The organism is Vicinamibacterales bacterium, from assembly GCA_035699745.1.
Classification (GTDB): Bacteria; Acidobacteriota; Vicinamibacteria; order Vicinamibacterales; family 2-12-FULL-66-21; genus JAICSD01.
The window spans coordinates 19,325-43,135 of sequence record DASSPH010000032.1 but is presented as its reverse complement, the minus strand read 5'-3'; the positions used below and the strand labels follow the sequence as shown (position 1 = coordinate 43,135).

20 protein-coding genes and 1 pseudogene are annotated in these 23,811 nt (G+C 68.5%); 4 read left to right on the top strand and 17 right to left on the bottom strand.

Annotated features, from left to right (window positions below; all coding sequences use genetic code 11):
• Nucleotides 1-4 precede the first annotated feature (4 nt).
• From VFK57_06260 to VFK57_06235, 6 genes are read right to left on the bottom strand one after another with little or no spacing between them, the layout of a single operon-like run.
• The gene (locus VFK57_06260; protein HET7695293.1) at nucleotides 5-1,558 is read right to left on the bottom strand and encodes a GNVR domain-containing protein; all 1,554 of its coding nucleotides are present in this window, start codon (nucleotides 1,556-1,558) and stop codon (nucleotides 5-7) included.
• 3 nt (nucleotides 1,559-1,561) lie between these two features.
• Nucleotides 1,562-2,887, bottom strand: a complete 1,326-nt coding sequence (locus VFK57_06255) for a hypothetical protein (GenBank protein ID HET7695292.1) — start codon at nucleotides 2,885-2,887, stop codon at nucleotides 1,562-1,564.
• The gene (locus tag VFK57_06250; GenBank protein HET7695291.1) at nucleotides 2,884-3,507 is read right to left on the bottom strand and encodes a polysaccharide biosynthesis/export family protein; all 624 of its coding nucleotides are present in this window, start codon (nucleotides 3,505-3,507) and stop codon (nucleotides 2,884-2,886) included. Before VFK57_06250 ends, VFK57_06255 begins: the two co-directional genes overlap by 4 nt.
• Before the next feature lie 16 nt (nucleotides 3,508-3,523).
• Nucleotides 3,524-4,603 (bottom strand): sigma-54 dependent transcriptional regulator, encoded by a 1,080-nt coding sequence (locus tag VFK57_06245; protein ID HET7695290.1) that lies wholly within the window; start codon nucleotides 4,601-4,603, stop codon nucleotides 3,524-3,526.
• A gap of 36 nt (nucleotides 4,604-4,639) precedes the next feature.
• Nucleotides 4,640-4,993 (bottom strand): PilZ domain-containing protein, encoded by a 354-nt coding sequence (locus VFK57_06240; GenBank protein HET7695289.1) that lies wholly within the window; start codon nucleotides 4,991-4,993, stop codon nucleotides 4,640-4,642.
• Nucleotides 4,990-5,340 (bottom strand): PilZ domain-containing protein, encoded by a 351-nt coding sequence (locus tag VFK57_06235; GenBank protein HET7695288.1) that lies wholly within the window; start codon nucleotides 5,338-5,340, stop codon nucleotides 4,990-4,992. Before VFK57_06235 ends, VFK57_06240 begins: the two co-directional genes overlap by 4 nt.
• Before the next feature lie 353 nt (nucleotides 5,341-5,693).
• Here VFK57_06235 and VFK57_06230 point away from each other — a divergent pair, with 353 nt between their 5' ends.
• Both VFK57_06230 and rpmE read left to right on the top strand, forming a co-directional pair.
• A complete protein-coding gene (locus VFK57_06230; GenBank protein HET7695287.1) occupies nucleotides 5,694-6,659 on the top strand; it encodes an aldo/keto reductase in 966 nt (321 codons plus the stop codon).
• A 397-nt stretch (nucleotides 6,660-7,056) separates the two neighbouring features.
• A pseudogene (gene rpmE, locus VFK57_06225) lies at nucleotides 7,057-7,254 on the top strand (50S ribosomal protein L31).
• A gap of 165 nt (nucleotides 7,255-7,419) precedes the next feature.
• Here rpmE and VFK57_06220 read toward each other — a convergent pair.
• From VFK57_06220 to VFK57_06185, 8 genes are all read right to left on the bottom strand, one after another.
• On the bottom strand, nucleotides 7,420-7,944 hold the full coding sequence (locus tag VFK57_06220; GenBank protein HET7695286.1) for a hypothetical protein: 525 nt from the start codon (nucleotides 7,942-7,944) through the stop codon (nucleotides 7,420-7,422).
• Nucleotides 7,941-8,267: a PadR family transcriptional regulator gene (locus VFK57_06215; GenBank protein ID HET7695285.1), complete on the bottom strand. Its 327-nt coding sequence runs from the start codon at nucleotides 8,265-8,267 to the stop codon at nucleotides 7,941-7,943. The genes VFK57_06220 and VFK57_06215 overlap by 4 nt, the downstream gene beginning before the upstream one ends.
• Before the next feature lie 136 nt (nucleotides 8,268-8,403).
• Nucleotides 8,404-9,750, bottom strand: coding sequence for a ribonuclease H-like domain-containing protein (locus VFK57_06210; protein ID HET7695284.1), 1,347 nt, complete (start codon nucleotides 9,748-9,750; stop codon nucleotides 8,404-8,406).
• Nucleotides 9,750-12,233, bottom strand: coding sequence for a DEAD/DEAH box helicase (locus tag VFK57_06205; GenBank protein HET7695283.1), 2,484 nt, complete (start codon nucleotides 12,231-12,233; stop codon nucleotides 9,750-9,752). The genes VFK57_06210 and VFK57_06205 overlap by 1 nt, the downstream gene beginning before the upstream one ends.
• Before the next feature lie 127 nt (nucleotides 12,234-12,360).
• A complete protein-coding gene (locus VFK57_06200; protein HET7695282.1) occupies nucleotides 12,361-13,704 on the bottom strand; it encodes an amino acid carrier protein in 1,344 nt (447 codons plus the stop codon).
• Between the two features lie 97 nt (nucleotides 13,705-13,801).
• Nucleotides 13,802-14,581, bottom strand: coding sequence for an SDR family oxidoreductase (locus VFK57_06195; GenBank protein HET7695281.1), 780 nt, complete (start codon nucleotides 14,579-14,581; stop codon nucleotides 13,802-13,804).
• A gap of 35 nt (nucleotides 14,582-14,616) precedes the next feature.
• Complete coding sequence (locus VFK57_06190) at nucleotides 14,617-15,438, bottom strand: DUF547 domain-containing protein (protein HET7695280.1); 822 nt, start codon at nucleotides 15,436-15,438, stop codon at nucleotides 14,617-14,619.
• Between the two features lie 7 nt (nucleotides 15,439-15,445).
• A complete protein-coding gene (locus tag VFK57_06185) occupies nucleotides 15,446-16,246 on the bottom strand; it encodes an alpha/beta fold hydrolase (protein ID HET7695279.1) in 801 nt (266 codons plus the stop codon).
• A 23-nt stretch (nucleotides 16,247-16,269) separates the two neighbouring features.
• On the opposite strand from VFK57_06185, the gene VFK57_06180 reads away from it, so the two are divergent.
• Nucleotides 16,270-17,358 carry an AI-2E family transporter gene (locus VFK57_06180; protein ID HET7695278.1) on the top strand — a complete coding sequence of 363 codons (1,089 nt, stop codon included), beginning with the start codon at nucleotides 16,270-16,272 and terminating at the stop codon, nucleotides 17,356-17,358.
• A 22-nt stretch (nucleotides 17,359-17,380) separates the two neighbouring features.
• Here the strand turns inward: VFK57_06180 and VFK57_06175 are convergent, their stop codons facing one another.
• Nucleotides 17,381-18,166, bottom strand: a complete 786-nt coding sequence (locus VFK57_06175) for a glutaminyl-peptide cyclotransferase (protein HET7695277.1) — start codon at nucleotides 18,164-18,166, stop codon at nucleotides 17,381-17,383.
• Nucleotides 18,167-18,186: 20 nt separating this feature from the next.
• On the opposite strand from VFK57_06175, the gene VFK57_06170 reads away from it, so the two are divergent.
• Nucleotides 18,187-19,818 (top strand): alpha/beta hydrolase-fold protein, encoded by a 1,632-nt coding sequence (locus tag VFK57_06170; GenBank protein HET7695276.1) that lies wholly within the window; start codon nucleotides 18,187-18,189, stop codon nucleotides 19,816-19,818.
• Between the two features lie 95 nt (nucleotides 19,819-19,913).
• Here VFK57_06170 and VFK57_06165 read toward each other — a convergent pair whose 3' ends face one another.
• Nucleotides 19,914-20,678 carry a hypothetical protein gene (locus tag VFK57_06165; GenBank protein HET7695275.1) on the bottom strand — a complete coding sequence of 255 codons (765 nt, stop codon included), beginning with the start codon at nucleotides 20,676-20,678 and terminating at the stop codon, nucleotides 19,914-19,916.
• 10 nt (nucleotides 20,679-20,688) lie between these two features.
• Complete coding sequence (locus tag VFK57_06160; protein ID HET7695274.1) at nucleotides 20,689-23,772, bottom strand: hypothetical protein; 3,084 nt, start codon at nucleotides 23,770-23,772, stop codon at nucleotides 20,689-20,691.
• Nucleotides 23,773-23,811 lie beyond the last annotated feature (39 nt).

Sequence of the window (23,811 nt, the reverse complement as noted above, 5' to 3'; positions counted from 1 at the left end):
CGTCTTATCCGTTCCACCGCAGGGCCGCGAGCCCGACACAGAGCACGATGGCGGCAAATGACCAGAGCAGCCGGCGGCGGCGCAGCTGGCGCCGTTCCGGTGCGGTCACGATTTTCGGGACCAGTCCGACGACCGGCAGGTTCAGCGCGGCGAGCACTTCCTCTTCCGCGCGGATCGTCCGGTCCGTCAGCTCGCGGAGCAGGAGCAGGCCGAGGCCGAGACCGGCGCCCAGTCCGACGCCGATCAAGCCGATGGCGCGGCGGTTCGGGCTCACCGGCCTGGTCGGGCGCTTGGGCGTGTCGAGCACCTGCACCTGTTCGCCGACCGCCTGGCGATCGACGTTCGCGGCGATCCGCGATTCCTCGCGCTTGGCGAGCAGGCCGGAGTAGACGCCGTTCAGGGTGTTGTAGTCGCGCGTGAGCCGCATCCATTCGGCCTCGCGCTCCGGCACCAGGTCGACGCGGGTGCGATACACCGCCATCGCCTCGCGCAGCCGCTTCGACGTCGATTCCCGGGCGCTGATCTGCGCGTCCAGCGTCTTGAGCTCAGTCCGGAGCTGGGTGACGCGCGACGCCGAATCGCCGGCTGGCGCGGCCGGGTCACCCTGGGCCGCGGCGATCGCGACCTTCTCGGCCTGGACGATGAAGCGATCCAGCGCCACCATGTCGGGGTGCTCGGCGGTGAGCCGGCGCGCCAAACGGGCGCGCAGCGCCCGCGCCTGGCGCAGCTGCTGTGACGGCGGCCCCGGCGGCAGCGTCGCGGTCGGATCGCCGGCCGGCGGATCCGGGATCTCGGGGTCGAGCGCATCACCCGTCACCAACGCGGGTTTGGCAGTGGCGGCGTCGAGCTGACGGTTCAGATCGTCGCGGCGGGCGCGGTCCTTCGCCAGCGCGTCCTCGTTGCTCTGCAGCTCCGTGCTCGCCCCCTGCATCAGCTTCAGGTTGGCGTCGACCTGTGTCGGCAGCTGACCCGCGTAGCGGCGGCGGAACTCGGCGACTTTCTGCTCGTGCTCTTCGAGGCGCTTGCGCGCGTTCTCGAGCTCGGTCTCGAGGAACTGTCCCTGGTTGTCGGTCAGCGTCGCGCGCTGCTTCGCCGTCTCCTCGACCATCTGCGCCGTGAGGCGCCCGGCCACCTTCTCGACGCGCTGCTTGCTGTAGCCGAAGTACCCGACCGTGAAGACATCGGCGCTCACCAGATTGACGCGGACGCTGGAGCGCAGCCAGCTGAGCATCACGTCCTCGGGGACGCGATGACGCATCAGCGGGTAGATGTCGAACTCCTGAACGAGCGCCTTCAGCCGATCGTTGGTGAGGATTTGCGCGCGCGCGGTGGCCACGCGTTCCGGGATGCCGACCGTCGCCGCCCCCTTGACGTAGGCCTCCGACACGCGCGGCGGCACGATGCGCACGACGCCCTGCGCGTAATACACGTCGGGCAGCGCCTTCGCGACGACGATGGCGATGGTGCCGAAGATCACCAGCGGCGCGACCAGCATCCACCACGATCGCCGCAGCGATCGCACCGCGTACTGGACGTTGTAACGGCGGCCTGGAACCATAACTTACCTGTAGACCGGCACCGACAGCGTCACGCCGGCGCGCGTCCCGAACCGCTCGAGCGACGCCGGGATCCCCTGCAGGAGACCGAGCCGCCGCTGAAAATCGTGCTCCGCGTAGTACGCCTCGACGTAGGCCGAGAGCATCGACACCACCGGCACGCGCAGCCGGGTCGTCGCGGCGAGGGTGTCGAACGTGTTCTCCAGCTCGTCGAACGTGAAGCGGCTGTGCGAGTACGCCAGCCGGCCCGAGAGCGCCACGCCGCGCCCGAGATCGCCGGAGAACGATCCGGCGATCGTGTCGGAGAAGGTGAAGAACGGCGCGACGAATCCTTCGAGGACCTGCTGCGCGCGGAGATAGGTGAGGCCGCCGATCCACGTGCGCGCGAAGCGCCGGTAGATCCGCCCGTTGCCGGTGAGATACGCGCGGGTGAAGCGTCCGTCGTCAATCAGCGCCGTGCCGACGTTGAAGCCCACGGTGGTATGACGCCAGGCCGACAGCGGTCGGTTGTAGCCCAGGCCGAGCCCGATGTTGTGGCTCGCGAGCCGCCCGTAGCCGGAATGGCGGTACTCGTACGCCGTCAGTCCGTAGCTGGCGACGAACGACGCGTACCGGCTGAAGCGATGCCGGTAGCCGCCGCGCGGCGCGTGCGCGAGCAGATCGGGCGCCCGTTCCGCATAGTCGACGTAGTGCAGGCGGTACGAGGTGAACAGCGACCCGTCGCGTCCCACGCGACGGCCGATCGACGCCGCGCTGGCGTAGCCCGTCGTCGACAGCCGCGTCACGCGCTGATCGACCCGCGGGTCGACGCTGCTGTCGGCGTCGGGACTCACTTCCGTCTCGGCTTCCGGCCCGTCGGCGGTCTCGGTCGAGACCGCGCCGACGACATAGTACGGGGAATAGAAGACGGTCTGCCGCAGCGCGAACGAGCCGTAGCGCCCGACCGATCCGCTGAAGGTCGCGCCGCCGGAGAAGCTGAACGGCGTGCGCTCGCCGCCGGCACGCGAGTAATACGACGTGGTGCCGGACGCGTAGCTGCCGAATCTGGTGCGGCGCCCCTGATGCGCGAGCCGGCCGCGCAGCACGAGGTTGCCGAAGCCCGTTTCGCTGCGGCTCGTCCCGAGCGCGCCGTCGTCGAGCGACGTGGTCGCGACGTCGCGGCCGCCGGCGAGGAACGAGACGAAGTCGACCTGCGTGACGCTCTTCGCCGGATCGCCGCTCCCGAAGAGCCCCGGGAACGGACGGGTGGGGATGACCTGCGCGGACGCCGGCGCGGCGGCCGCGGCGCAGATCAGAGCCGCACCCGCGAGCACGGCGAGCTGGCGTCTCACGGGACCACGACCGTGTCGCCGGGCTTCAGGTCGATGTTCTGGTGCAGGTTCTTCTTCTTCATCACGTCTTTGTAGTTGAAGGAGAAGCTGACCATCTGCCCGGGCTCGCGGCGGATGATGACGATCTCGTCGCCTTTCGCGTACTCGAGCAGGCCGCCGGCGGTGGCGATCAACTGGAGCACGGTCATGGTCTGGTAGAGAGGGTACTGTCCCGGCTTCGCCACCATGCCGGTGACGAAGACGCGGCGGCTGTTCACCTGCCGGACGACCACCGTCGCGGTGGGATCCTTCACGAACTGGCGCGCCGCTTCCACCAGCTGGTTGCGCAGCTGCTCGGGAGTGAGGCCGGCCGCGGGGATCTCGTTGAGCAGCGGCAGCGTGATGCGCCCGTCGGGGAGCACGGCGACGTCGCCCGACAGTTCCTTCTCGCGCCAGAACACGACGCCGAGCACGTCGCCCGGACCGATGACGTAGTGCTCGGGCACCTCGACGCCGGCGACGACGTTCGGCGGGGGGGCCGCCGGATCCGCCGGCCGCGGCGCCGGCGCCTGCGCGAAGGAGACAACGCCGCAGGCCAGCATGGCCGCGAGCAGCCAGGCCCGAATGTGCAGTGACTTCATGGGAGTGCCTTGCTTGTTACTGACGGTAATCCTTGAACGGAAGCTGGCAGTCGTGCTTCCGCAGGAAGTTGAGGAAGCGCTTGTACTCGCTCTCGTCCATGTTGAACATCCGCGCGACGATCTTGTAGTTGCCGCGCGACTGCTCCAGCCCCTTGCGGACGACGTCGCGGACCTGGCTCTTGGTGATCTCGCGCTGCATGTAGCGCGGGTAGACCACGGTCCAGAACGATTCGCGATCGTCGACGATCTTCTTGAAGAGATCGTCCGAGACGGTGCGGCGGCGCTCGCGCTTCGGCCGCAGCGAGATGCCGTTGTGCGCGCGAATCTCGAGCGGCAGGTCGTCGGGCTGCACCGTCTCGTTGCGTCCGGTGACGACGAGACGCTCCACGACGTTCTCGAGCTCGCGGACGTTGCCGGGCCACGGATAGTTGAGCAGCAGATCCTCGGCCTCCGGCGACATCCGCCGGACGACGTACTTGCCGTTGTTGCTGAAGCGGTTGAGGAAGTGCTCGATCAGCTGCGGAATGTCTTCGCGGCGCTCGGAGAGCGACGGCACCACGAGCTGGACGACGTTCAAGCGGTAGAAGAGATCCTCGCGGAACTGGCCGTGCGCCACCATCTCGCGCAGGTTGCGGTTCGTCGCGGCGATGACGCGGACGTTGACGCGCGTCGAGTTCCGATCCGAGCCGACCTTCTGCAGTTCGCCGGTCTCGAGAAAGCGCAGCAGCAGCCCCTGCATGCGCAGCGTCATCTCGCCGATTTCGTCGAGGAAGACGGTGCCGGTGTCGGCCATTTCGAGCTTGCCGGGGCGATCGCGGTAGGCGCCGGTGAAGCTGCCCTTGGTGTGGCCGAACAGCTCGGACTCGAGCAGGGTCTCGGGCATGCCGGCGCAGTTGACCGCCAGGAACGGCCGGTGCGCCCGCGCGCTCAGGGTGTGGACGGCCTGGGCGACCAGCTCCTTGCCGACGCCGCTGTCCCCGGTGATCAGGACCTTGGCGTCGGACGACGCGACCTGCTCGATCTCGAGCTTCAGATCCCGCATCGCGGGACTGTCGCCGATCAAGTGAGTTGGGGCCTGCCTGACGCTTGTGCTCATCGTCTTGATGCCGTCAAACGGGTTGCCGACGTTCCTCTATGCGTACGGCTCCGGCGCCGCCAGCTTCAGAAAGTGATTGAGGGCCTGGCTCGCGTCCGGGCTCATGTCCTTGAACGCCACGCTGACGCTCGTCTTCCGTGCATCGACCGCCGCCGGATGGGCGCGGCAGACCTGCACGCGGGTTTCGAAGGGGCGCGCCGCGAGCATGGTCCGCAGCGTGCCGTAGTTCTCGGGCGCGACCGGGACGGACGACTCGAGCATCGCGCCGCCGCCGCTGATCTCGCGCATCAGGAGCGGCAGCCGCACCTGCAGGCGGAGATAGCACTGCTGCGTCACCACGCGCCGGCTCTGGCGCTTGTCGCGAGGTCCTCCGCTGTCGCTGATGGTCATAGCTCCTCGACCTGCCCGTCGACCGATTGCGCGAGCATGCGCTCGATCCCGTAGATCGCCGCCCGCGACAACTCCAGGAACTCCACTCCCACCACGAAGACCCGCTCGGATCCCTCCGCCGGGCCGACGTGGCGGACGCAGAACCGCACGTCGCTCTCGTCGGTGCCCAGCACCAGCCGCGCGGTGTGCACGGACTGGAGCGGGAGCGGCGCCGGGGCGTACACGAGCGCGCCCCCGAGGCCGATGTTGGCGATCTGCAGCTGTTGCGTGCTGTCGAACGTCGCCAGCAGATCCCCGTGAATGTCGTACCGCACATCGCGGCGCCGGTCGCCCAAACTTCTCCTCACAAACGTCCCGCCGATACCGCGCGGTCGGTCCCCAGGCAAAGGGCGGCCGCACGGCGAAGATGTGATTTCGATTAAGGAAACCGGCTCCGCGGAGGCCTGCCGCGGGTCCGAGGGTGGTTGTGCAAAGGCACGGCCAGCCCGGGTAGACGTTAGTCCGCTTCTGGGATGTCGAATTTGTCGTCAAGGGGCCGAAGAGAAGGACTTAGCGGCGGTGACCGGTTGTGGGACGGATGGCGGGAGCCCCTTTGTCCGCCGGCGAGCCGAAAAAGGCAGACAAAAGTCTGCCTCAAGAGAGACTTTCGTAATCGGCGGGTCGCAAGGGTCGGCGCCACTCCGCGGGCTATTATCGGTCAATGCACTATAGGACATTTGGCCGGACCGGGTGGGAGGTCTCCGAAATCGGCTACGGCATGTGGGGCATGGCCGGCTGGACCGGGTCGGACGACGAAGAATCCGCCGGCTCGCTCGACCGCGCCGTCGCCCTCGGCTGCAACTTCTTCGACACCGCCTGGGCCTACGGCGACGGCCGCAGCGAGCAGCTGCTGGGCGGGCTCCTCAAGCGCCACCCGAAGACCCGCCTCTACACCGCCACCAAGATTCCGCCGAAGAACCGCACCTGGCCGGCGCGGCCCGAATATCCGCTGCGCGACGTCTTCCCCGCCGACTACATCCGCGAGTACACCGAGAAGAGCCTGCGCAACCTGGATCTCGAGACCGTCGACCTGCAGCAGTTTCACGTGTGGAGCGACACGTGGGCCGAAGACGACGAGTGGCAGCGCGCGGTCGACGATCTGAAACGCGAAGGACTGGTCCGCGCCATCGGGATCAGCATCAACCGCTGGCAGCCCGCCAACGTTCTGAAGGCGCTCGCGACGGATCTCATCGACGCCGTCCAGGTCGTCTACAACGTCTTCGACCAGGCGCCGGAAGACGAACTGTTTCCCGAGTGCCAGCGCCGCGACATCGCCGTGATCGCGCGGGTGCCGTTCGACGAGGGGAGCCTCACCGACACGCTGACGCCCGGCTCGACCTGGCCCGCCGGCGACTTCCGCAACATCTATTTCCAGCAGCCGAACCTGCGCAACACGCTCGAGCGCGTTGCCGCGCTCCGCGCGGCGGTTCCCGCCGGCATGTCGATGCCGGAGCTGGCGCTGCGGCACATCCTTCAGCATCCGGCGGTCTCGACGGTGATCCCCGGCATGCGCAAGTTGAAGCACGTCGAAGCGAACCTCGCCGCCAGCGACGGCCGGCCGCTCGACGGCCCCGTCATGGACGAGCTCCGGCGGCACCGCTGGGATCGGTGGATCGATATTCCTTAGGAGAGTCGCTTCGCTCCCTGTCGGGCAGGGGGCTAAGGGCTGGGGGCAGGGGGGCAACGGGCGGGGGGCTCGGGGCTGGGAAGAGAGTCGCTGCGCTCGCTGTCGGGCAGGGGGCTAAGGGCTGGGAAGAGAGTCGCTGCGCTCCCTGTCGGGCAGGGGGGCAAGTCGCTTCGCTCCCTATCGGGCAGGGGGCTAAGGGCTGAGAAGAGAGTCGCGGCGCTCCCTGTCGGGCGGGGGCGTCGCGGCGCTCCCGGTCGGGCTCAGGGTTGCGGTCGTCCGGCCCGACGGCGAGCGCAGCGAGTCCCTTCGCGGCCCATAGTCCCCTGCCCGACAGGGAGCGAAGCGACTCACCAGAGTGTTATACTGAAGTTTTCCCGGAGCACCCAAGGAGCGCACTGTGAAGGAAGCCATTCACCCGAAGTACTACGACATCGAGGCGCGGTGTGCCTGCGGGGCCACGTGGAAGACCAGGTCCACCAAGCCTGAGCTCCACTTGGAGATCTGCAACAACTGTCATCCGTTCTTCACCGGACGGCAGAAGCTGATTGACACCGAAGGACGCGTGGAGCGGTTCACGAAGCGCTTCGGCGCGCAGACCTCGGAGACCCGCAAGGCCGCCGCGAAGACCGCCAAGACGGCGAAGACCGCCGCCGCGAAGAAGGCCGCTGCGCGCTGACGGCGCGCAACCTCCGGCTCTCTCGAACGCCACGGGCTCACCGGAGACCGTGGCGTTCTTTTTTTCCGCCCTCGCCGGCGCCGCTCAGATCCGCGCGGCGATCAGGCCGGCGGCGAGGAAGACCAGGGTGAGCGCCAGCGTCACCCCCCCGATGAAGACCGCCTGGACCGCGGGCGAGCGCCCCTTCAGGTAGGTGTAGCGCATCGACACCACGAGCCCGACGAAGAACGGCATCATGCCGATCGAGTCGACGACCGGGTGCTCCCCGACGCTCAGGCGAAGCGGGAGCCACGCCGCCGTGAGGGCCAGGGTGACGACAACCATCGACAGCCCCGCCTTCCACGCGTCCTCCTTCGACACGCCGGGCCCGTAGGCCCCCGCGCAGTCGAACCGCAGAATCCTGTTCAGCATCGTCGTCTCGTCCTTTCCCGAAGCGGCGGCGGAGGCCGCCGCGAGCGTCTGCGCCGGGTGCAGCCACACGTCGATCGCGCCGGCGGCGAGATCGATGGCGAGACGAACGGAGAACCGCCGTCCGGCGAGCAGTTCCGCGACTTCGGCGCCGTAGCGGCGGCGCCAGCGGCGCGGGTAGAGCGCCAGCAGCCAGGTCACGCGCCGGCCAGCCGCCTCTGGCCCACGCGAGCCACTGCCTGCAGGCTGGCGAGACGCGCGCGCAGCGCCCGCTCCCCCAGTGCCGTCAACTTGTAGGGCTGCCGCCGGTCTTCAGTGTCGAGGCGCGCGATCAAGCCGCGCCCCTCGAGCCGCGTGACCGCGCCGTAGAGCGTCCCCGGCCCGAAGCGCACGCCCGACACCCGCTCGATGTCGTCGGTCATGGCATAGCCATGCTTCGGCCCGTCCGCCAGGCTGATGAGAATCATGAGCGCCGGCTCCGCAAACCGGCCGAAGTCGTCGAGCGCGTCCGTGTCCCTGGCCATCTACTCCGTCCTGCGTAATACGTACAACGTAGTATTACGCGAAACGTAGCAACTGTCAAACGCCGGCGTTGGAAGTTCGCCGCCTTGGGAGTCGGGAGTTATTTGGTCTTGGGAATTGGGAAATGGACCGGCGCCGTCAGTCGAGCAGCGGCGCGCTAAAAGTGGAGAGCTTGCGTTCGAGGCGGGCGAGACGCCGGCGCGTCGTGTCGGTCTTGACGCGCGCGGCGGCGCCGTCCGCCTCGTCGAGCAGCTGCAGCGCGAGCTCGCGCGCGCCGGCGTAGTCGCGCTCGCGGTGCTCGTGGTGAATCGCCAGCGCCTCGACCGCCACCTGCCGAAGCGGCGCCAGCAGCGCGCTCCGCCGTCCGCTCCTCCCCTGCTTCACGTCCAGCAGGCGGCGCCAGCAGTCCGCCGCCTCCGCAAAACGCCGGTCGCGGCGCAGCCGGATGGCCAGGCGGTAGATGGCTTCGGCGACGACGTCGACGTGCGCGCCCGGCGCGGCGGCGGCGCGGCGATACGCGTCGATCGCGCGGTCGGTGCAGCCGGCGCGCTCGTACACCTTGCCGAGCGCCAGCGTCTCGGCCGCATCGCGGCACAGCGGCGTGCCGGCTTCGACCAGCTGCACCGCGTGCGCGGTGACGGCTGCAAGCGAAATCAGATCGAGCCGGTTGTGCTCGAGCACCGCCTCGAGCGGACGCACGTCTCCCGTCCGCAGGAAGCGGAAGTAGCGCCCGGGGATCTCGAGCCCGGGCACGTCGCCGACGCGGCGCACCCCGCACAGCACCCGCTCGAGCGTCGACAGCCGGCAGCCGCCGTCGTCGCCGCCGCTCAACCGATCGGTGAAGCCGTCGGCGCCGTCGCGCGAGCGCCACAGGCGCCGGGCCGGATGCAGCATGTCGAAGTGACGGACCGATTCGAGCGGCATCCGCATGCGGTGGAACATCCACCGCGTCTCCATCACCGGCACGTCGAACGTCTTGCCGTTATAGGTCACGAGCAGCGACGTGCCGTCGAAGCAGCTCGCCACGGCGTCGAGCAGCGCCCGCTCCGCCGCATAGCTGGTGAGCAGGAACTGGCGGACCTGGAACGCGCCCATGTCGAACCAGCCGCAGCCGACGAGAAACGCGACCGTGCCGGCGCCGCCGCTCAAGCCGGTCGTCTCGAGGTCGACGAAGACGGTCTTCTCTCCCGGCGCGAGCGAATCGTTCGGCGGCAGCGCGGGATCGAGCAGCCGCAGCGTCTCTCCATCCGGCACCTCGCATTCGCCGACGCGGCGCGTTCCGTGAAAGCGATCCGACTCGTAGCGGCGGTCGACGATCAGCGCGCGGCCGAAGCGGTTGGTGACGACACGGCCGGCGAGCACGTCGGCGACGCGGTCGAGATCGACGGTGGCCTCGTAGCGGCCGGTATCCGGCTCGTAGGTCAGCTCCCGCACCGGCGCGCCGGACGGCCGCACGATGGATCGAAGCCGCGAGGTGAGATCCATCAGAACGGCACGACCTCGTCGTGGTCAGGCGGGCCTCCGCCCCGCACCCCGGTTCGGCCGCCGAGCAGGCGATCGAGGAGAGCCGAGGCGACGTCCTTCGCATGCGGGCCGGTATTCCCCTCCGGCCCGACGCAGGACGGACATCCCGAAGCACACGGGCAGCTGCCGATCAGCTCGCGCGTGCGCTCCAGGAGCAGCCCGTGCATCTCGAACAGCGGCCGGCTGAAACCGATGCCGCCGGGATAGTTGTCGTAGATGAAGACGTTGGGATCGGCGGCGAGCGCGTCGGGCACGCCGCCGCGTCCGCCCGTGCGGGTGTTCCGGTCGAGCGACCCGCCGTCGATCGAGACGCCGATGTCGTGGCGATCGCACATCAGCAGCAGCTGGGCGACATGGCGCATCGCGAAGGCGAGGCCGACCACGCCGTCCCGCCGATCGTCCGTGCCGTACGGCAGCGCGCCCATGAGCGCCGCCGGAATCGTCAGCCAGTACGACGAGGTGTGCATCTGCTGCTCGGGCAGATCCAGCTCGCCGGAGCCGACGTTCTCGTTGGTGTAGAACTTGATCTTCTTGAACCCGACGACGCGGGACACGACGTGTACTTCGCCGTGCGATCTGCGGCTCGCACTCGGCGCCGGATGTCCGGCGTCCGACGCGAAGGTGTCGAGAATCGTCACCTTCGTATACGTAATGGCATCGGTGTAGTAGTCGCAGTCGACGCTGCTCACGTACGCCTTGCGCCCCTCGAAGTCCAGGCGATCCACCTGGAACAGCTGCCCTTCGACGATGTAGATCGCCTTCTCGTGCAGCATCGCGGGAGCGCTGGTGAAATCGGTCTCGGCGATGACGCGCTCGCCGCGCGTCGTGTCGACGACCACGAAGTTGTCGGACGAGACGCTGCGCAGGCTGACCGCGTCGGCCGGATACGATTCGTGGGTCCAGTTCCACTGGCCGTCCGCCTGGTGGACGAAGCCTTCCTCCGCAAGCACGGAGAGGATTTCCTGCACGTTGACCGTCTCGGCCCCACCCGCCGCCGCGAACGCCTCGTCGGTCGCGAACGGCAGCTCGAACGCGGCGCACTTCACGTGGTCGAGCAGGATGTGCAGATTGTCGGGGTTGATCAGCGCGTGCTCGGGCGAGGCGTCGAAGAAGTACGACGGATTGCGGATGATGAACTGATCGATCGGCGCGCTGCTCGCGACGAGGACCGCCGCCGAGCGCGTGGCGCGCCGCCCGGCGCGCCCGGCGCGCTGCCAGGTCGCCGCGATCGTCCCCGGATAGCCGGCCATGACCGCGACGTCGAGCGCGCCGATGTCGATGCCCAGCTCGAGCGCGCTGGTCGAGACGACGGCGCGCACCGCCCCTTCGCGCAGTCCGCGCTCGATCTCGCGGCGGCGGTTCGGCAGGTACCCGCCGCGATAGCCGCGGATCACGTCCGATGCGCCGGGCGGGCCGTGATACGCATCCTTCAAGTACGTCGTCAGGATCTCGGTCGCGAGACGGCTCTGGGCGAACAGGATCAGCTGCAGGTTGTGCTTGAGGAACTCGAGCGCGACGCGGCGCGATTCCGAGAGATACGACCGGCGGATGCCGAGCTGCGCGTTGACCACCGGCGGGTTCACGAACAGAAAGAACTTCTCGCCGCGCGGCGCGCCGCTCTGCGCGATCAGCTCGAACGGCTTCCCGGTGAGCGCTTCCGCCAGCTCGCGCGGGTTGGCGATCGTCGCCGACGAGCAGATGAAGACCGGATCCGATCCGTAGTGGCGGCAGACCCGGCGCAGCCGCCGCACGATGTTCGCGAGATGGCTGCCGAACACGCCGCGGTACGCGTGGAGCTCGTCGATGACGACGAATTTCAGGTTCTCGAACAGCTTCCCCCATCGCGGGTGGTGCGGCAGGATCCCCGAGTGCAGCATGTCGGGGTTGCTGAGCACGACATGCGCCTTGCCGCGGATCGCGCGGCGGGCATCCGACGGCGTGTCGCCGTCGTAGGTGAACACGCCGATGTCGGGCGACGCCGCGTCCGCTTCTCGCGCCCGCGCCGCGATCAACTCCGTCATCGCGTACAGCTCCGCGAGCTGATCCTGCGCGAGCGCCTTGGTCGGGAACAGATACAGCGCGCGGGTGGACGGATCCTTGAGGATGGCGTCGAGCACCGGCGCGTTGTAGCAGAGCGTCTTTCCCGACGCCGTCGGCGTGATCGTCACGACGTTGCGCCCCGCGAGCACGTGCGCGAACGCTTCTGCCTGGTGGGTGTAGAGCTGCTCGATGCCGCGCGCCGCGAGCGCGTTCACCAGCCGGTCATCGACATTGCCCGGAAACGGCGCGTAGCTCGCGCCGACCGCGGGCAGCCGCCGTGTCGCCGTCACGATGGGGTCGGCCTCCGCCCCGCCAGGCCGCGGCGAGGCCGCCAGCCGCCCAAGGGCCTGCTGCAGAAGCTGATCCTTGTCGCCGCTGAGGACCGGAAGTGATAGAGAGGCCATGGGATATCGGGGACGGTTGCGGGGGGATCGTAGCAGGCCGCCGCCCGGCGATCAATAGGCGAAAGCGCCGATCACCCGATCACCCGATCACCCGATCGCCCGATCGCCCGATCACCCGATGGCCCGATCACCCGATGGCCCGATCGCCCGATGCCTTTGCCGCGTTGGCGGCGATCTGGCTCAAGGCGAGCACGCCGATCAGGTTCGGGAAGATCTGCAGCGCGTTCATCAGGTCCCCCCACGCCCACACCAGATTGACCTTCGCGACCGCGCCCAAGGGAATCAGCAGGCAGTAGATCCACCGGTACGGCATCACGACGCGCGGCCCGAGCCAGTAGGCAAGGAACTGCTCGCCGTAATACGCCCAGCCGATCAGCGTGCCGTAGCCGAAGAGGAACACGCAGAACGCGAGCAGGTACCCGCCGCCGGGCATCACCGCATCGAACGCGAGACCGACCGCCGCGGTGCTCGTGGCCCGCTCGCCCGCCGGCAGGCTCCAGTCGACCACGCCGGACAGCATCACCACCAGCGCCGTCAGCGTGCAGGTGCCGAACGAGACGATGAACGTCTCCATGACGCCGTTGAGCCCCTGCTGCGCCGGCCGGGTGGTCTGCGCCGTGCCGTAGGCGACCGCTGCCGTCCCATAGCCCGCTTCGTTCGCGTAGAGTCCGCGGGCGAGCCCATACCGGATCGCCGTGAACATCCCGAAGCCCATCGCCGACTGCGTCGTGAACGCTTCGCGGAACACCATCGCGAGCACGTCGGGGAGCCGCGACGCGAACGACACGATCACGATCAGGCTGCCGACGAGGTAGATTCCGACCTTGGCCGGGGCCAGCTTCTCGAACGCGCGGCCGATCGAGCGGATGCCGCCGATGATCACCAGCCACGTCAGCACCGCGATCGCCAGGCCCGACGCCCACCTCGGCACCCCCACCTGCGTGTGCATCACCAGCGCGATCGAATTCGTCTGCGTGAAGGGCGTCGTCGTCAGCGCGGCAATGCCGGCGACGACCGCGTATGCCATGGCGAGCGCGGGAGACTTCAGGCCGTCGCGCAGGTAATACATCGGTCCCGAGCGCACGTCCTGGGTGCCCCGTGCTTCGCGGAACGTGACGCCGAGCACCGCTTCGGCGAACTTGATCGCGGTCGCGAAGAAGCCGTAGCACCAGATCCAGAACAGCACGCCCGGTCCGCCCGACACGATGCCCGCGGCGACGCCGGCGATGTTGCCGGTGCCGATGGTGGTCCCCAGCGCGGTCATGAACGCCTGGAACGGGGTGAGCACGCCGGCGGCGCCGCTGGCGCGGCCGCCGAAGAAGGCGCGCAGCGCCTCGCCGAACCGCCGCACCTGGACGACGCCGAGCCGCGCCGTGAGGAACAGACCCGTCCCGAAGAGCACGATCACGAGGACCGGCACGAACAGCCAGTCGGCGGCGGCTTGAACGGCGTCGGCGATGGGCTGCAGCATTGGAATGTGGGAATCTGGGAATGTGGAAATTTGGAAATCTGGACGTTACCCGAATGCTCCTGGATTTCCAAATTCCCACATTTCCAGATTTCCAAATCTAGATGTTGCTCCGGCTCTGACAGCCGTCCACGACGATCGACGCGCCGCTGATCCAGCTTGCCTTGTGCGAGGCGAGGAAGGCGACGACGGCGGCGACTTCGTCGGGGCGGCCGAAGCGGCCGAACGGCAGCTCGCGCGCGATCATGTCGGCGATGGCGGCCGGGTCGGCCTGCTGCCGCTTGTGCCAGGACCCCCCCTTGAACATGATCGACCCGGGCGCGACGCTGTTGACGCGGATGTTCACCGGCGCGAGCTGGGCGGCGAGCGCCTTCGCGAGGCTGATTTCCGCCGCCTTGACCGCGTTGTAGGTCATGCGTCCGCCGGCCTCGCGGCCGTAGATGGACGCGATCATGATGATCGCGCCGCCGCCGCGGGCCTTCATGTGCGGCACCGCCAGGCGCGAGGCGCGGATCGCCGGAAACAGCGTCTCGTCGAACGCCGCCTGCCACTCGGCGTCGGTGGTGCCGAGCAGATCGGATCCGGCGGCGCGCCCGACGTTGTTGACGAGGACGTCGAGGCCGCCGAAGGTCTCGATCGTGCGCGCCATCACCATCTCGATCCCCGCCGGCGTCGACACGTCGGCCTGCACGGTGGCGATCATGTTCGGGCGCTTCGCCGCGGCCTCCACTTCGAGCGCCGCTTCGGCGAGCTGCTCGGCGCCGCGGGCGCACAGGCAGACGCGGCACCCTTCCGCCACCAGCGCCCGAGCGCTCGCCAGCCCGAGCCCGCGGCTCGAGCCGGTCACAATCGCCACTTTGTCGGTGAGTCCGAGATCCATCAGCTGTCCGCTCTCCGCCCTCCGCTTGCCGCCTTCTATTCGAGTCTGCTGCCGCCGGTGAGATCGTTGAGCCGCCAGTCCATCTCGTGAAAGACGATGCGGAACTGGTTCTGTTTGATCTGCTCCTTCTCCATCGGCAGCAGGTGCGGGGTGATGAAGGCGATGATCGCGCGCTCGATTGGCGAGCGCTGGGCGAAGATCGGATCGGCTTTGTCGTAGGCCGCGACGAACTCCGTCTCGCGCCAGCTCAGGATCGGCGTGATCGAGATTTCGTTCGTCAGGCGATCGAAGCGGTAGAGGTGACGGTTGGCGACGAACTCGGCCTGGAGTTCGGCGAGCTGCGTCTCGAGCCGCGCCGCCGTGTAGGCCTCGCTGCGCAGCCGGCCGCCGCCGACGGCGCCGCGCCCGAGCGCCAGGTACAGCCGCGGCTCCTTGAACTCCGGCAGGATCGTCTTCTCGATCTGATCGAGCGTCACCGCGCGCCCGGCGGCGCGGAACGTCGTCTTGTCGAACGCCCCGGGAATCTGGCGGATGGTACTGCGCAGCGGGTAGTTGTCGATCACCGTCTTCAACACGAACGCGTTGTAGGCGTTCACCCAGAACGCCATCTGCTGCCCCTTCGACCAGCCCAGGTAGGTGGCCGCCGGGACGCTCAGCGACGCGATGTAGCGATCGAGCCGCCCGCGTTCGCTCTTGAGCGCGCGGTAATAGACCAGCCCGTCCCGGACGTAGACGTCGAGGATCTGATCGAGCGGCCGGTGCAGCAGCTCGGCACCGGGCGCGGGGGTGAACTGCTGTGCGGTCAGCAGCGCGGCGGAGAGGATGATTCCCAGGAACGGTACGGCGGCGCGACGCATCCGCGGATCATAGCGCGGAGCCGAGGAAGTCGGCGAGCGCGCGGGAAAACAGGGCTGGCTGCTCGACGTTCGACAGGTGTCCCGCGTCCGGGACGACGACGAGCGTGGAGCGCGCGATCGCCCGCTGCATCGTCTCGGCATGTGCGATCGGCGTCACGGTATCGGCGTCCCCGACGACCACCAGCGCCGGCACGCGGACGCGGGCGAGGTCGGCCGTCGAATCGGGCCGTTCGATCAGCGCCACGATCGCCGCATCCAGCGACGCCGCGTCCGCCGACTCGATCCAGGCGCGCACCATCCGCGTCTGTTCGGCCGTGGCGTCCGGTCTCAAGAGCTTCGGCAGCATCCGGTCCGCCACGCCGCGCCCCCCATGCTCCGCGGCCACGGCGCGGAGTTGCTGCCGCCCCTCGCGTTCGGGCGGCGTGTCGGCCTGCGCGCGCGTATCGGCCAGGACCATTGCGGTGAACCGCGCCGGCTCCTGCCGGAACAGCGCGAAGGTGACGTAGCCGCCCATCGACAGTCCGCCGATCGCCGCGCGCTCGATCTCGATGGCGTCCATGAGCGCGGCGACGTCGCGCGCATACTCATCCATGCTGACCGCGCGATCGAGCGGCGGCCCGGCGCCGAACCCCCGAAGGTGGGGCGCGACGAAGCGCCAGCCGGCGGGGACCGCTTCGAGCTGCGCGCGCCACATGCCGGCGTGCAGGGGAAACCCGTGCAGCAGTATCACCGGCCAGCCTTCGCCCGCCTCGAGCCAACCCATCCGTCCGCGTGAGGTGTCCGTCCATCGATCGCGTACTGGAGCCATTCTTGCGATGTTACCGCGCGTCGATGCGCACCGACCGCCTTCGCGTGGACGTGACCGGCCGCACCTTCCTGAAGGCGGTCATCACCGCCGCACTGGTGTGGGCCTGGCTGTACCTCTGGAAATGGGTCCTCCTCTTCGTCGTCGCCGTGTTCATCGCGGTCGGGCTGGATCCGATCGTCGGCTGGCTGGAAGCGCGGCGCGTGAAGCGCGCGTACGGTTCGGTGCTGGTGGTCGGGGCGATTGCCGCGCTGCTGCTCGCATTCGCCTGGCGCGCCGGCGCGCAGTTGCTGGAACAGGGGCGCATGCTCGGCGAGCGCATCGACGAGATCCAGGCGGAAGTCAGCCGCCGCGCGCCGGAGGGGCTGCTGCAGATGCTGCCGCAACCGGGATCGGAGCCGTCGGAGCAGACACGGTCTTCTGACGCGCCACAACCAGCGGGCTCCGGCGGGCAGTTCGCCAGCTACGCGTCGCGGCTGGGGCGCGCCATCGTCAACGGCGTGCTGGCCGTCGGCGTCGCGCTGGTGCTGACGGTATACCTGCTGATCGACGGCCGGCGGACGTACGAATGGCTCGTCGCGTTTGCGCCGGGGCCGCAGCGGCCGCGCGTGCGCCGGACGGCGCGCGCCGCGCGCGACGCGGTGGTCGGCTACGTCCGCGGGAACGTCGCCACATCCGTTCTGGCGGGCATCTGCGCCTACGTGTTCCTGCGGATCGTCGGCGTCCCGGCGGCGCTGCTGCTGGCGCTGCTCACCGGCATCTTCGATTTCATTCCGGTGCTCGGGATCTTTCTCACCGCGATTCCGATGGTGCTGCTGGCGCTCACCGTCTCCGCCGGCGCGGCAATCGCCACCCTGGTGTTCAACGTGATCTACAACGTCGTCGAAAACTACTACGTCGCGCCGAAGGTCTACGGCAACCAGATGCGCCTGTCCTCACTGGCCGTCGTCCTCGCCTTCGCGGTGGGGGCCGAGCTCGGAGGCGTCGTGGGGGCGCTGGTCGCGCTGCCGTTCGCGGCGATGTATCCGGCGGTCGAGAGCCTCTGGCTGGCGCGCCGCCTCGGCCCCGAGGTCGCGCGCGATCACCGCCGCATCGAGCAGAGCGACGAGCACTGACCGCGTCGCCGGCGGGTGAGCATCAGCGGCGGATCAGCTTGATCTCGAACACTCTCGGCCACCACTTGCCGGTGACGAAGAGGCGATCGGCGGCCGCATCGTAGGCGATGCCGTTCAGGACGTCGGCCTCGGCGCGCTCGCTGCGCGTCAGCAGGCCCGCGAGATCGATCCAGCCGGTGACCTTCCCGTCCGCCGGCGAGATCCGGACGATCCGATCGGTGCCCCAGACGTTGGCGAAGATCTCCCCCTTGACGAACTCCAGCTCGTTCAGCTGGGCGACCGGGCCGCGCCGATCGCGGACGGTCAGGCGGCCGGTCTCTTTCAGCGTCGCCGGATCGAGAAAGCGGAGCTGCGCCGATCCGTCGCTCATGATCAGGCGCGCGCCGTCGTGGGTGAGGCCCCAGCCCTCGCCGCGGTAAGTGAACGTGCGCTGCGGCGCGAACGTCTCGGCGTCGTACACGAAGCCGATGCCGTGCTGCCACGTGAGCTGCACGATCGAGCCTTTCCATTCGACGATGCCTTCGCCGAAGTACTGCGAGGCCAGCGCCCGCGCCTGCAGCACTTCGCCGGTCTCGATCTTCACCTTGCGGATGCCGGATTGCCCGGTCATCCCGGTGCCTTCGTAGAAGAACCCGTTGCGGATGAACAGCCCCTGCGTGAACGCGCCGCGATCGTGCGGGAACGACCTCACCACTTCGTAGCCGTAGGTCGGCACCGGGCCGCCGGGACCCTCGGCGCCGCCGCGGCGCTGCCCCGGGAGAAAGCCAATCGTGCCCATCAGCAGAAGCAGTCCTGCGCTGCGAACCATTGCGCTAGCATACTCGCACCATGATGCACCTTCGCATGCGGCTCCTGACCGGCGCGCTCGTCGCGCTGTCCGCCGGACTCGCCGCCGCCGGCCGCACGGACGCGCAGGCGCCGCCCCGCGGCGTGCGCGTCGAGATCTCGTTCTCGAAGAACGCGCGATCGCAGCCGGTCACCGGCATGGTGTATCTCGCCATCAGCCGGACGAACCAGACCGCGCCGATCCAGCAGGCCGATCCCGAGGGGGCGCCGCTGTTCTCGGCGTTCGTCGACAACCTGGCGCCGGGCGCGCCGGTGATATTCACCCGCGAGAACCGCGGGCACCCGATCGCGAGCCTGGCCGGCATTCCCGCCGGCGAGTACTGGGTGCAGCCGTTCGTGAACGTCTACACGCGCTTTCCGCGCGCCGACGGCCACACGGTGTGGATGCACATGGACCAGTGGGAAGGGCAGAACTGGAAGCGATCGCCAGGCAACCTCTACGGCGACCCGGTGCGCATGCGCATCGATCCGCGTTCCCCCGCTCCGATCCGTCTGGTCGCCGACAAAGTGATCCCTCCCGTCGCCGTCCCGGCCGATACCGCCATGGTGAAGCGGATCAAGATGCAGAGCCAGGTGCTGACCAAGTGGTGGGGGCAGCCGATGTTTCTCGGCGCGACGATCCTGCTGCCGAAGGGGTACGACGCGCATCCCGACGTCAGGTACCCGGTCAACTACATCCAGGGGCACTTCTCGCTGCGCGCGCCGGGCGGATTCGGCTCCGGAGGAGAGTTCGACCAGCTGTGGATGGCGGAGACGACGCCGCGGTTCATCTACGTGACGCTGCAGCACCCCTCCCCGTACTACGACGATTCCTACGGCGTGAACTCGGAGAACAACGGGCCGTACGGCGAAGCCATCATGCAGGAGCTGCTGCCGGCGATCGAGACGCAGTTCCGCGTCATCCGGCAGCCGTGGGCGCGCATGCTGTCGGGCGGATCGACCGGCGGCTGGATCGCGCTCGCGCACCAGGTGTTCTATCCGGCGTTCTACGGCGGCGCCTTCGCCAGCTGCCCCGACGCGGTCGACTTCAACTACCACCAGATCGTCAACGTCTACAAGGATGCCAACGCCTACTTCATCGAGCACGACTGGATGAAGGTCGATCGGCCGACGCGCCGCCAGCCGGACGGCAACGTCGTCTCGATGATGAAAGACGAGAACCGCTACGAACTGGTCGTCGGCGACCGGTCACGCTCGGGCGGACAGTGGGACATCTGGGAGGCGACCTACTCCCCGGTCGGCAGGGACGGCTATCCGATGCGGATCTGGGACAAGCAGACCGGCGCGATCGACCGGGCCGTGGCGGAGAAATGGAAGAAGTACGACCTGCTCGAGGTGCTGAAGACCGGCTGGGCGACGCTGGGCCCGAACGTGGCGCACAAGCTGAACGCCTACACGGGCGACATGGACTCGTACTATCTGAACAACGCGCTGGAGAACCTCCACGCGTTCCTGCAGAAGACGGAAAACCCGAAGTGGACCGGCGAGATCGTGTTCCAGCGCCGCGCCCCCCACTGCTGGGGCCCGCGGCCGGCGGAACTCATCGAGAAGATGACCAGGCAAATCGAAAAGTACGCGCCACCCGGGAGTGACCTCAAGGGGTGGCGCTACTGAGGATTTGGAAATGTGGAAATGTGGAAATTTGGAAATCTAAACGTCAAACCGTCGGGTTCCAGATTTCCAAATCCCCAAATTTCCAAATTTCCAAATTACTTTTGCCGCGTAGCGGCAAAAGTGCCATTCATCATGTCTCCCAGATTGGCCGTGCCCGCGATGGTGCCGTCCTTGTCGATCTTGCCGGCGTAGGTGACGTTCAGCGCGGTTCCTTCGACGTTCATCGCGAAGGTGATCGTCACATCCGATCCCTTCACCGTGCCGGTCAGCGGGAACTTGCCGTACTGCTGGCTGATGTACTCACCGGTCAGCTTCTCGCCGTCCTGCTTCAGCACCAGTGTGGGCGTGGCGTTGATGTTCGGCAGCTCGAGCGACACGTTCCAGGTGCCGGTCAGGGAGGCAGGCGCCGCGGTGGACGTGCTCGTGGCGGCTGAGGCGGGTGCTGCCGGCGCGGCAGATGCCGCGGCCTTGTCGCGCGTCGCCGTCCACTCGCCGGCGGGGCTGCCCGCGGCCATCGTGGTGCCCGTCAGCGTATCGCCGTCCTGAGTCGCCGACAGTTCGATCGCCAGCGGGCCGTTCTGCCCCTGCATCGTGAACCACAGGGTCACGGCCTTCCCCTTCTGTTCCGCCTCGAGCTTCGACTCGCCCATCTGCGAACTGATCGTGCCGGTGAGCTTTTCGCCGCTTTTGGCGAGCTTGATCTGCGCCGGGATCTCGCCGTTGGCCGTCTTGAAGTTGGCGTTCCATGTCCCCGCCGCGTCCGCCGCGGGCGGCGCTGCCGCCGCCGACGGGCTCTGCGCCGCCGCCGTCATCGAACCCGCCAGAGAACCCACGAGTGCCGCGATCATCAATTTCTTCATAGCAGTGTCCTTACCGTTGGTTGAGCCATTCGTCCCGCAACACCTGCAGCGGCCTGGTCAGCTTCCTGCCGCCGACCTCCAGCGTGACGACATACGTGCCTTCGCCGACTGCTCCGCCGCCGCGTCCGCCGCCGAACCCGCCGCCCGGGGCCGGCTGCTGCGGCTGCGGCGCGAGGTTCCACATCACGCGGTTGAGGCCCGCCGTCTTCGGGCCGTCGAGCGTGCGGATGACGCGGCCGGTCGCGTCGGCAATCGTGATCTTCACGTCGCCGGACGCCGCCGCCTTGAGGTAGTAGTTGATCGCCGCGCCGCGCGGCGCGTTCTCGCCGACGAACACCTTCTGCCCGCCGACCTGCTGGTTGTTCTGCTGATCGTTGAGCCAGGCCACCGCCGGGCGGATGTCGAACAGCGTCACGTCCGCATCCTTCACCGCCGGCGTGAGCTGCTGCAGCGGCGTGATGTCGTCCGCGATCCACACGCTGCGCCCGTGGGTGGCGACGATCAGATCGTTGTCGCGCGGGTGGATGAGGATGTCGTCGGTCCGCACCGTCGGGTAGTTGTTCATGAACTTCTGCCAGTTCCTGCCGCGATCGAGCGTCACGTAGAGGCCGAACTCGGTGCCGGCGAACAGCAGATCGGGATTCTTCGGGTCCTCGCGAATCACCTGCACGTTGCCGAACGGCGGCAGGTTGCCGGTGATGCTCTCGAAGGTCTTGCCGAAGTCCTTGGTCGCGAAGATGTAGGGCTTCAGGTCGTCGGCGCGGTGATCGTCCACCGAGACGTAGGCCGTCGCCTGATCGAAGTGCGACGCCTCGACGCGCGAGATCCAGTGGTTCACGTTCGGCGCCAGTCCCGGCAGGTTCCGGCTGACCTCGGTGAACGTCGCGCCGCCGTCGCGGCTCACCTGCACGTTCCCGTCGTCGGTGCCGACCCAGACGACGCCCGGCATCACCGGCGATTCCGACAGCGTCGTGATCGTGCTGTGGGAGACGACGCCGTCGTTCTTCGACAACTGCGTGACGTTGCCCGGCACGCCCATCAGCGCCACCGTGTTGCGATCGACGCTCCGGGTCAGATCGGGGCTGGCGACGTAGGTCTCCCCCTGGTTGTACGACTTGAACAGACGATTGCCGCCGAGCCAGAAGATCTTCGGGTTGTGCGGCGAGATCTGGAACGGCGTGTTCCAGTTGAACCGGTAGACGTCACCCGCGGCGGCGTTGAGGACGTTGATGTTGCCGCGCCCGCCGCGGCCGCCGGCGTTCGGCCGGACGCTCTGTCCGCGTCCGGTGCGCAGATCGTAGCGGTTGGTGTTGCCGTCCTGCGACTCGGTGAACACGATGTTGTGGTCGGTCGGATCGACCGCGGTGTGGAAGCCGTCGCCGCCGCCGATGCCGAACCAGTGCGAGTTCATGATGCCGCCGCGGCCGCGCACCGCACTGGGTCCGCCCCAGCTGCCGTTGTCCTGCAGTCCGATGTAGACGTAGTACGGCCGCCGCATGTCGGCGCTCACGATGTAGGGAAGCGCCGTCGCCATCGTGTTGACGAAGTCCCAGCTCCGGCCCTGATCCCAGCTGATGTTCAGGCCGCCGTCGTTGCCGATCAGCAGATGCTTCGGATTGCGCGGGTCGATCCACAACGCGTGCTGATCGACGTGGCCGGGATCGCCGTGTCCGCCCGCCTCGTCGAGCGACGCGAAGCTCCTGCCGCCGTCGAGTGACTTGTAGATCGGCAGGCCGGCCACGTAGACCGTCCTGTCGTTCGCCGGATCGACGCGCACCTGGCTGAAGTACATCGGCCGCGCGTTGCAGTTGCTCACGAGCGTCCAGGACTGCCCCTTGTTCTCAGAGCGGAACACGCCGCCGCGCGCCGGGTCGAGCGGCGGGACCGTCGGCGGATCGCCTTGCGCGGTCTGGCCGCCGCGGCCGATGGGGAATCCGCGGCCGGGTCCGGCGTTGTTGCACCAGTTGTACGCCTGGCCCCGCCCGGCGCCGCCCGCTCGGCCTCCGCCCGGCTGGGTCGTCCCGGGCTGCGGCGGGACGCCCGCGGCTCGACCGCGACCCGCGGGCGGCGGCGTCGGCGTCGGCGGCTGCGCCGGCGCGGTGACCGGCGGCACGACCGCAGCCGCGCCCGCCGGCGTCGCTTCGGTCGCAGCGCTCTGCTGCACGCCGGGCGTCGTCAGCGGCTGGCCGACCTGCCCTGCCTCGATCTGCACGTAGACGACGTTCGGGTTCGATCGCGACACGTCGAGGGCGATGCGGCCGTAGGTGCCGGGAGGCAGCCCGTTGGTCAGCTTCGTCCACGTCCTGCCCGCGTCAGTGGTCTTCCACAACCCGCTGCCGGGGCCGCCGCCGTTGAAGCAGCAGCCGCTGCGGCGGCGCTGATAGCTCGCGGCGTACAGAGTGCTGGTGTTGGCCGGATCGATCGCGATGTCGGTGAAGCCGGTGTCGTCGTCGATGAACTTCACCAGGTTCCAGTTCTTGCCGCCGTCGGTCGACTTGTACACGCCGCGCTCCGGGTTCGGACCGAAGAGGTGCCCCGGCGACGCCACGTAGACCGTCTCCGGGTTCTTCGGATCGATCACGATCCGCGCGATGGTCTGGGTGTCTTTCAGGCCGATGTGGGTGAAGGTCCTGCCGCCGTCGGTGGTCTTGTAGATGCCGTCGCCGAACGACGACGTCTGGCGGTTGTTCGGCTCGCCGGTGCCGACGTAGACGACGTTGGGGTCACGGGGATGAATGGCGATGTCGCCGATCGAGGCGGTGCTGTAGGTGTCGAAGACCGGCTCGAAGGTGACGCCGTTGTTCTCGGATTTCCACACGCCGCCCACGGCGTAGCCGAGATAGATGACGTTGGGATCGGTTTCGGACACCGCGATGTCGTCGATGCGCCCGCCCATGCTGGCGGGACCGATCGAGCGGAACCGGAAACTGCGCAGCAGCGGGTCGCTCGATTGATTGATGGGCGGCGGAAGCGGCGCGACGGGCGCCTGTCCGCCCTGCGCCGACGGCTGAACCGGAATGATGGCAAGCAGCAGCGCGCCGAGCGACGCGGCGAGCACGCCGGCGCTGCGCGACGGCGTGAAAACGATCGGCATATGGGCGCGAAGTTTATCACGCGCTCATGTGCCGTTCGC

Bases quoted from the DNA above. Each gene is read 5' to 3' on its own strand.
- VFK57_06260 (HET7695293.1), bottom strand. From the start codon at position 1,558: ATGGTTCCAGGCCGCCGTTACAACGTCCAGTACGCGGTGCGATCGCTG.
- VFK57_06250 (HET7695291.1), bottom strand. From the start codon at position 3,507: ATGAAGTCACTGCACATTCGGGCCTGGCTGCTCGCGGCCATGCTGGCC.
- VFK57_06245 (HET7695290.1), bottom strand. From the start codon at position 4,603: ATGAGCACAAGCGTCAGGCAGGCCCCAACTCACTTGATCGGCGACAGT.
- VFK57_06240 (HET7695289.1), bottom strand. From the start codon at position 4,993: ATGACCATCAGCGACAGCGGAGGACCTCGCGACAAGCGCCAGAGCCGG.
- VFK57_06230 (HET7695287.1), top strand. From the start codon at position 5,694: ATGCACTATAGGACATTTGGCCGGACCGGGTGGGAGGTCTCCGAAATC.
- VFK57_06215 (HET7695285.1), bottom strand. From the start codon at position 8,267: ATGGCCAGGGACACGGACGCGCTCGACGACTTCGGCCGGTTTGCGGAG.
- VFK57_06210 (HET7695284.1), bottom strand. From the start codon at position 9,750: ATGGATCTCACCTCGCGGCTTCGATCCATCGTGCGGCCGTCCGGCGCG.
- VFK57_06205 (HET7695283.1), bottom strand. From the start codon at position 12,233: ATGGCCTCTCTATCACTTCCGGTCCTCAGCGGCGACAAGGATCAGCTT.
- VFK57_06200 (HET7695282.1), bottom strand. From the start codon at position 13,704: ATGCTGCAGCCCATCGCCGACGCCGTTCAAGCCGCCGCCGACTGGCTG.
- VFK57_06195 (HET7695281.1), bottom strand. From the start codon at position 14,581: ATGGATCTCGGACTCACCGACAAAGTGGCGATTGTGACCGGCTCGAGC.
- VFK57_06190 (HET7695280.1), bottom strand. From the start codon at position 15,438: ATGCGTCGCGCCGCCGTACCGTTCCTGGGAATCATCCTCTCCGCCGCG.
- VFK57_06185 (HET7695279.1), bottom strand. From the start codon at position 16,246: ATGGCTCCAGTACGCGATCGATGGACGGACACCTCACGCGGACGGATG.
- VFK57_06180 (HET7695278.1), top strand. From the start codon at position 16,270: ATGCGCACCGACCGCCTTCGCGTGGACGTGACCGGCCGCACCTTCCTG.
- VFK57_06175 (HET7695277.1), bottom strand. From the start codon at position 18,166: ATGGTTCGCAGCGCAGGACTGCTTCTGCTGATGGGCACGATTGGCTTT.
- VFK57_06170 (HET7695276.1), top strand. From the start codon at position 18,187: ATGATGCACCTTCGCATGCGGCTCCTGACCGGCGCGCTCGTCGCGCTG.
- VFK57_06165 (HET7695275.1), bottom strand. From the start codon at position 20,678: ATGAAGAAATTGATGATCGCGGCACTCGTGGGTTCTCTGGCGGGTTCG.
- VFK57_06160 (HET7695274.1), bottom strand. From the start codon at position 23,772: ATGCCGATCGTTTTCACGCCGTCGCGCAGCGCCGGCGTGCTCGCCGCG.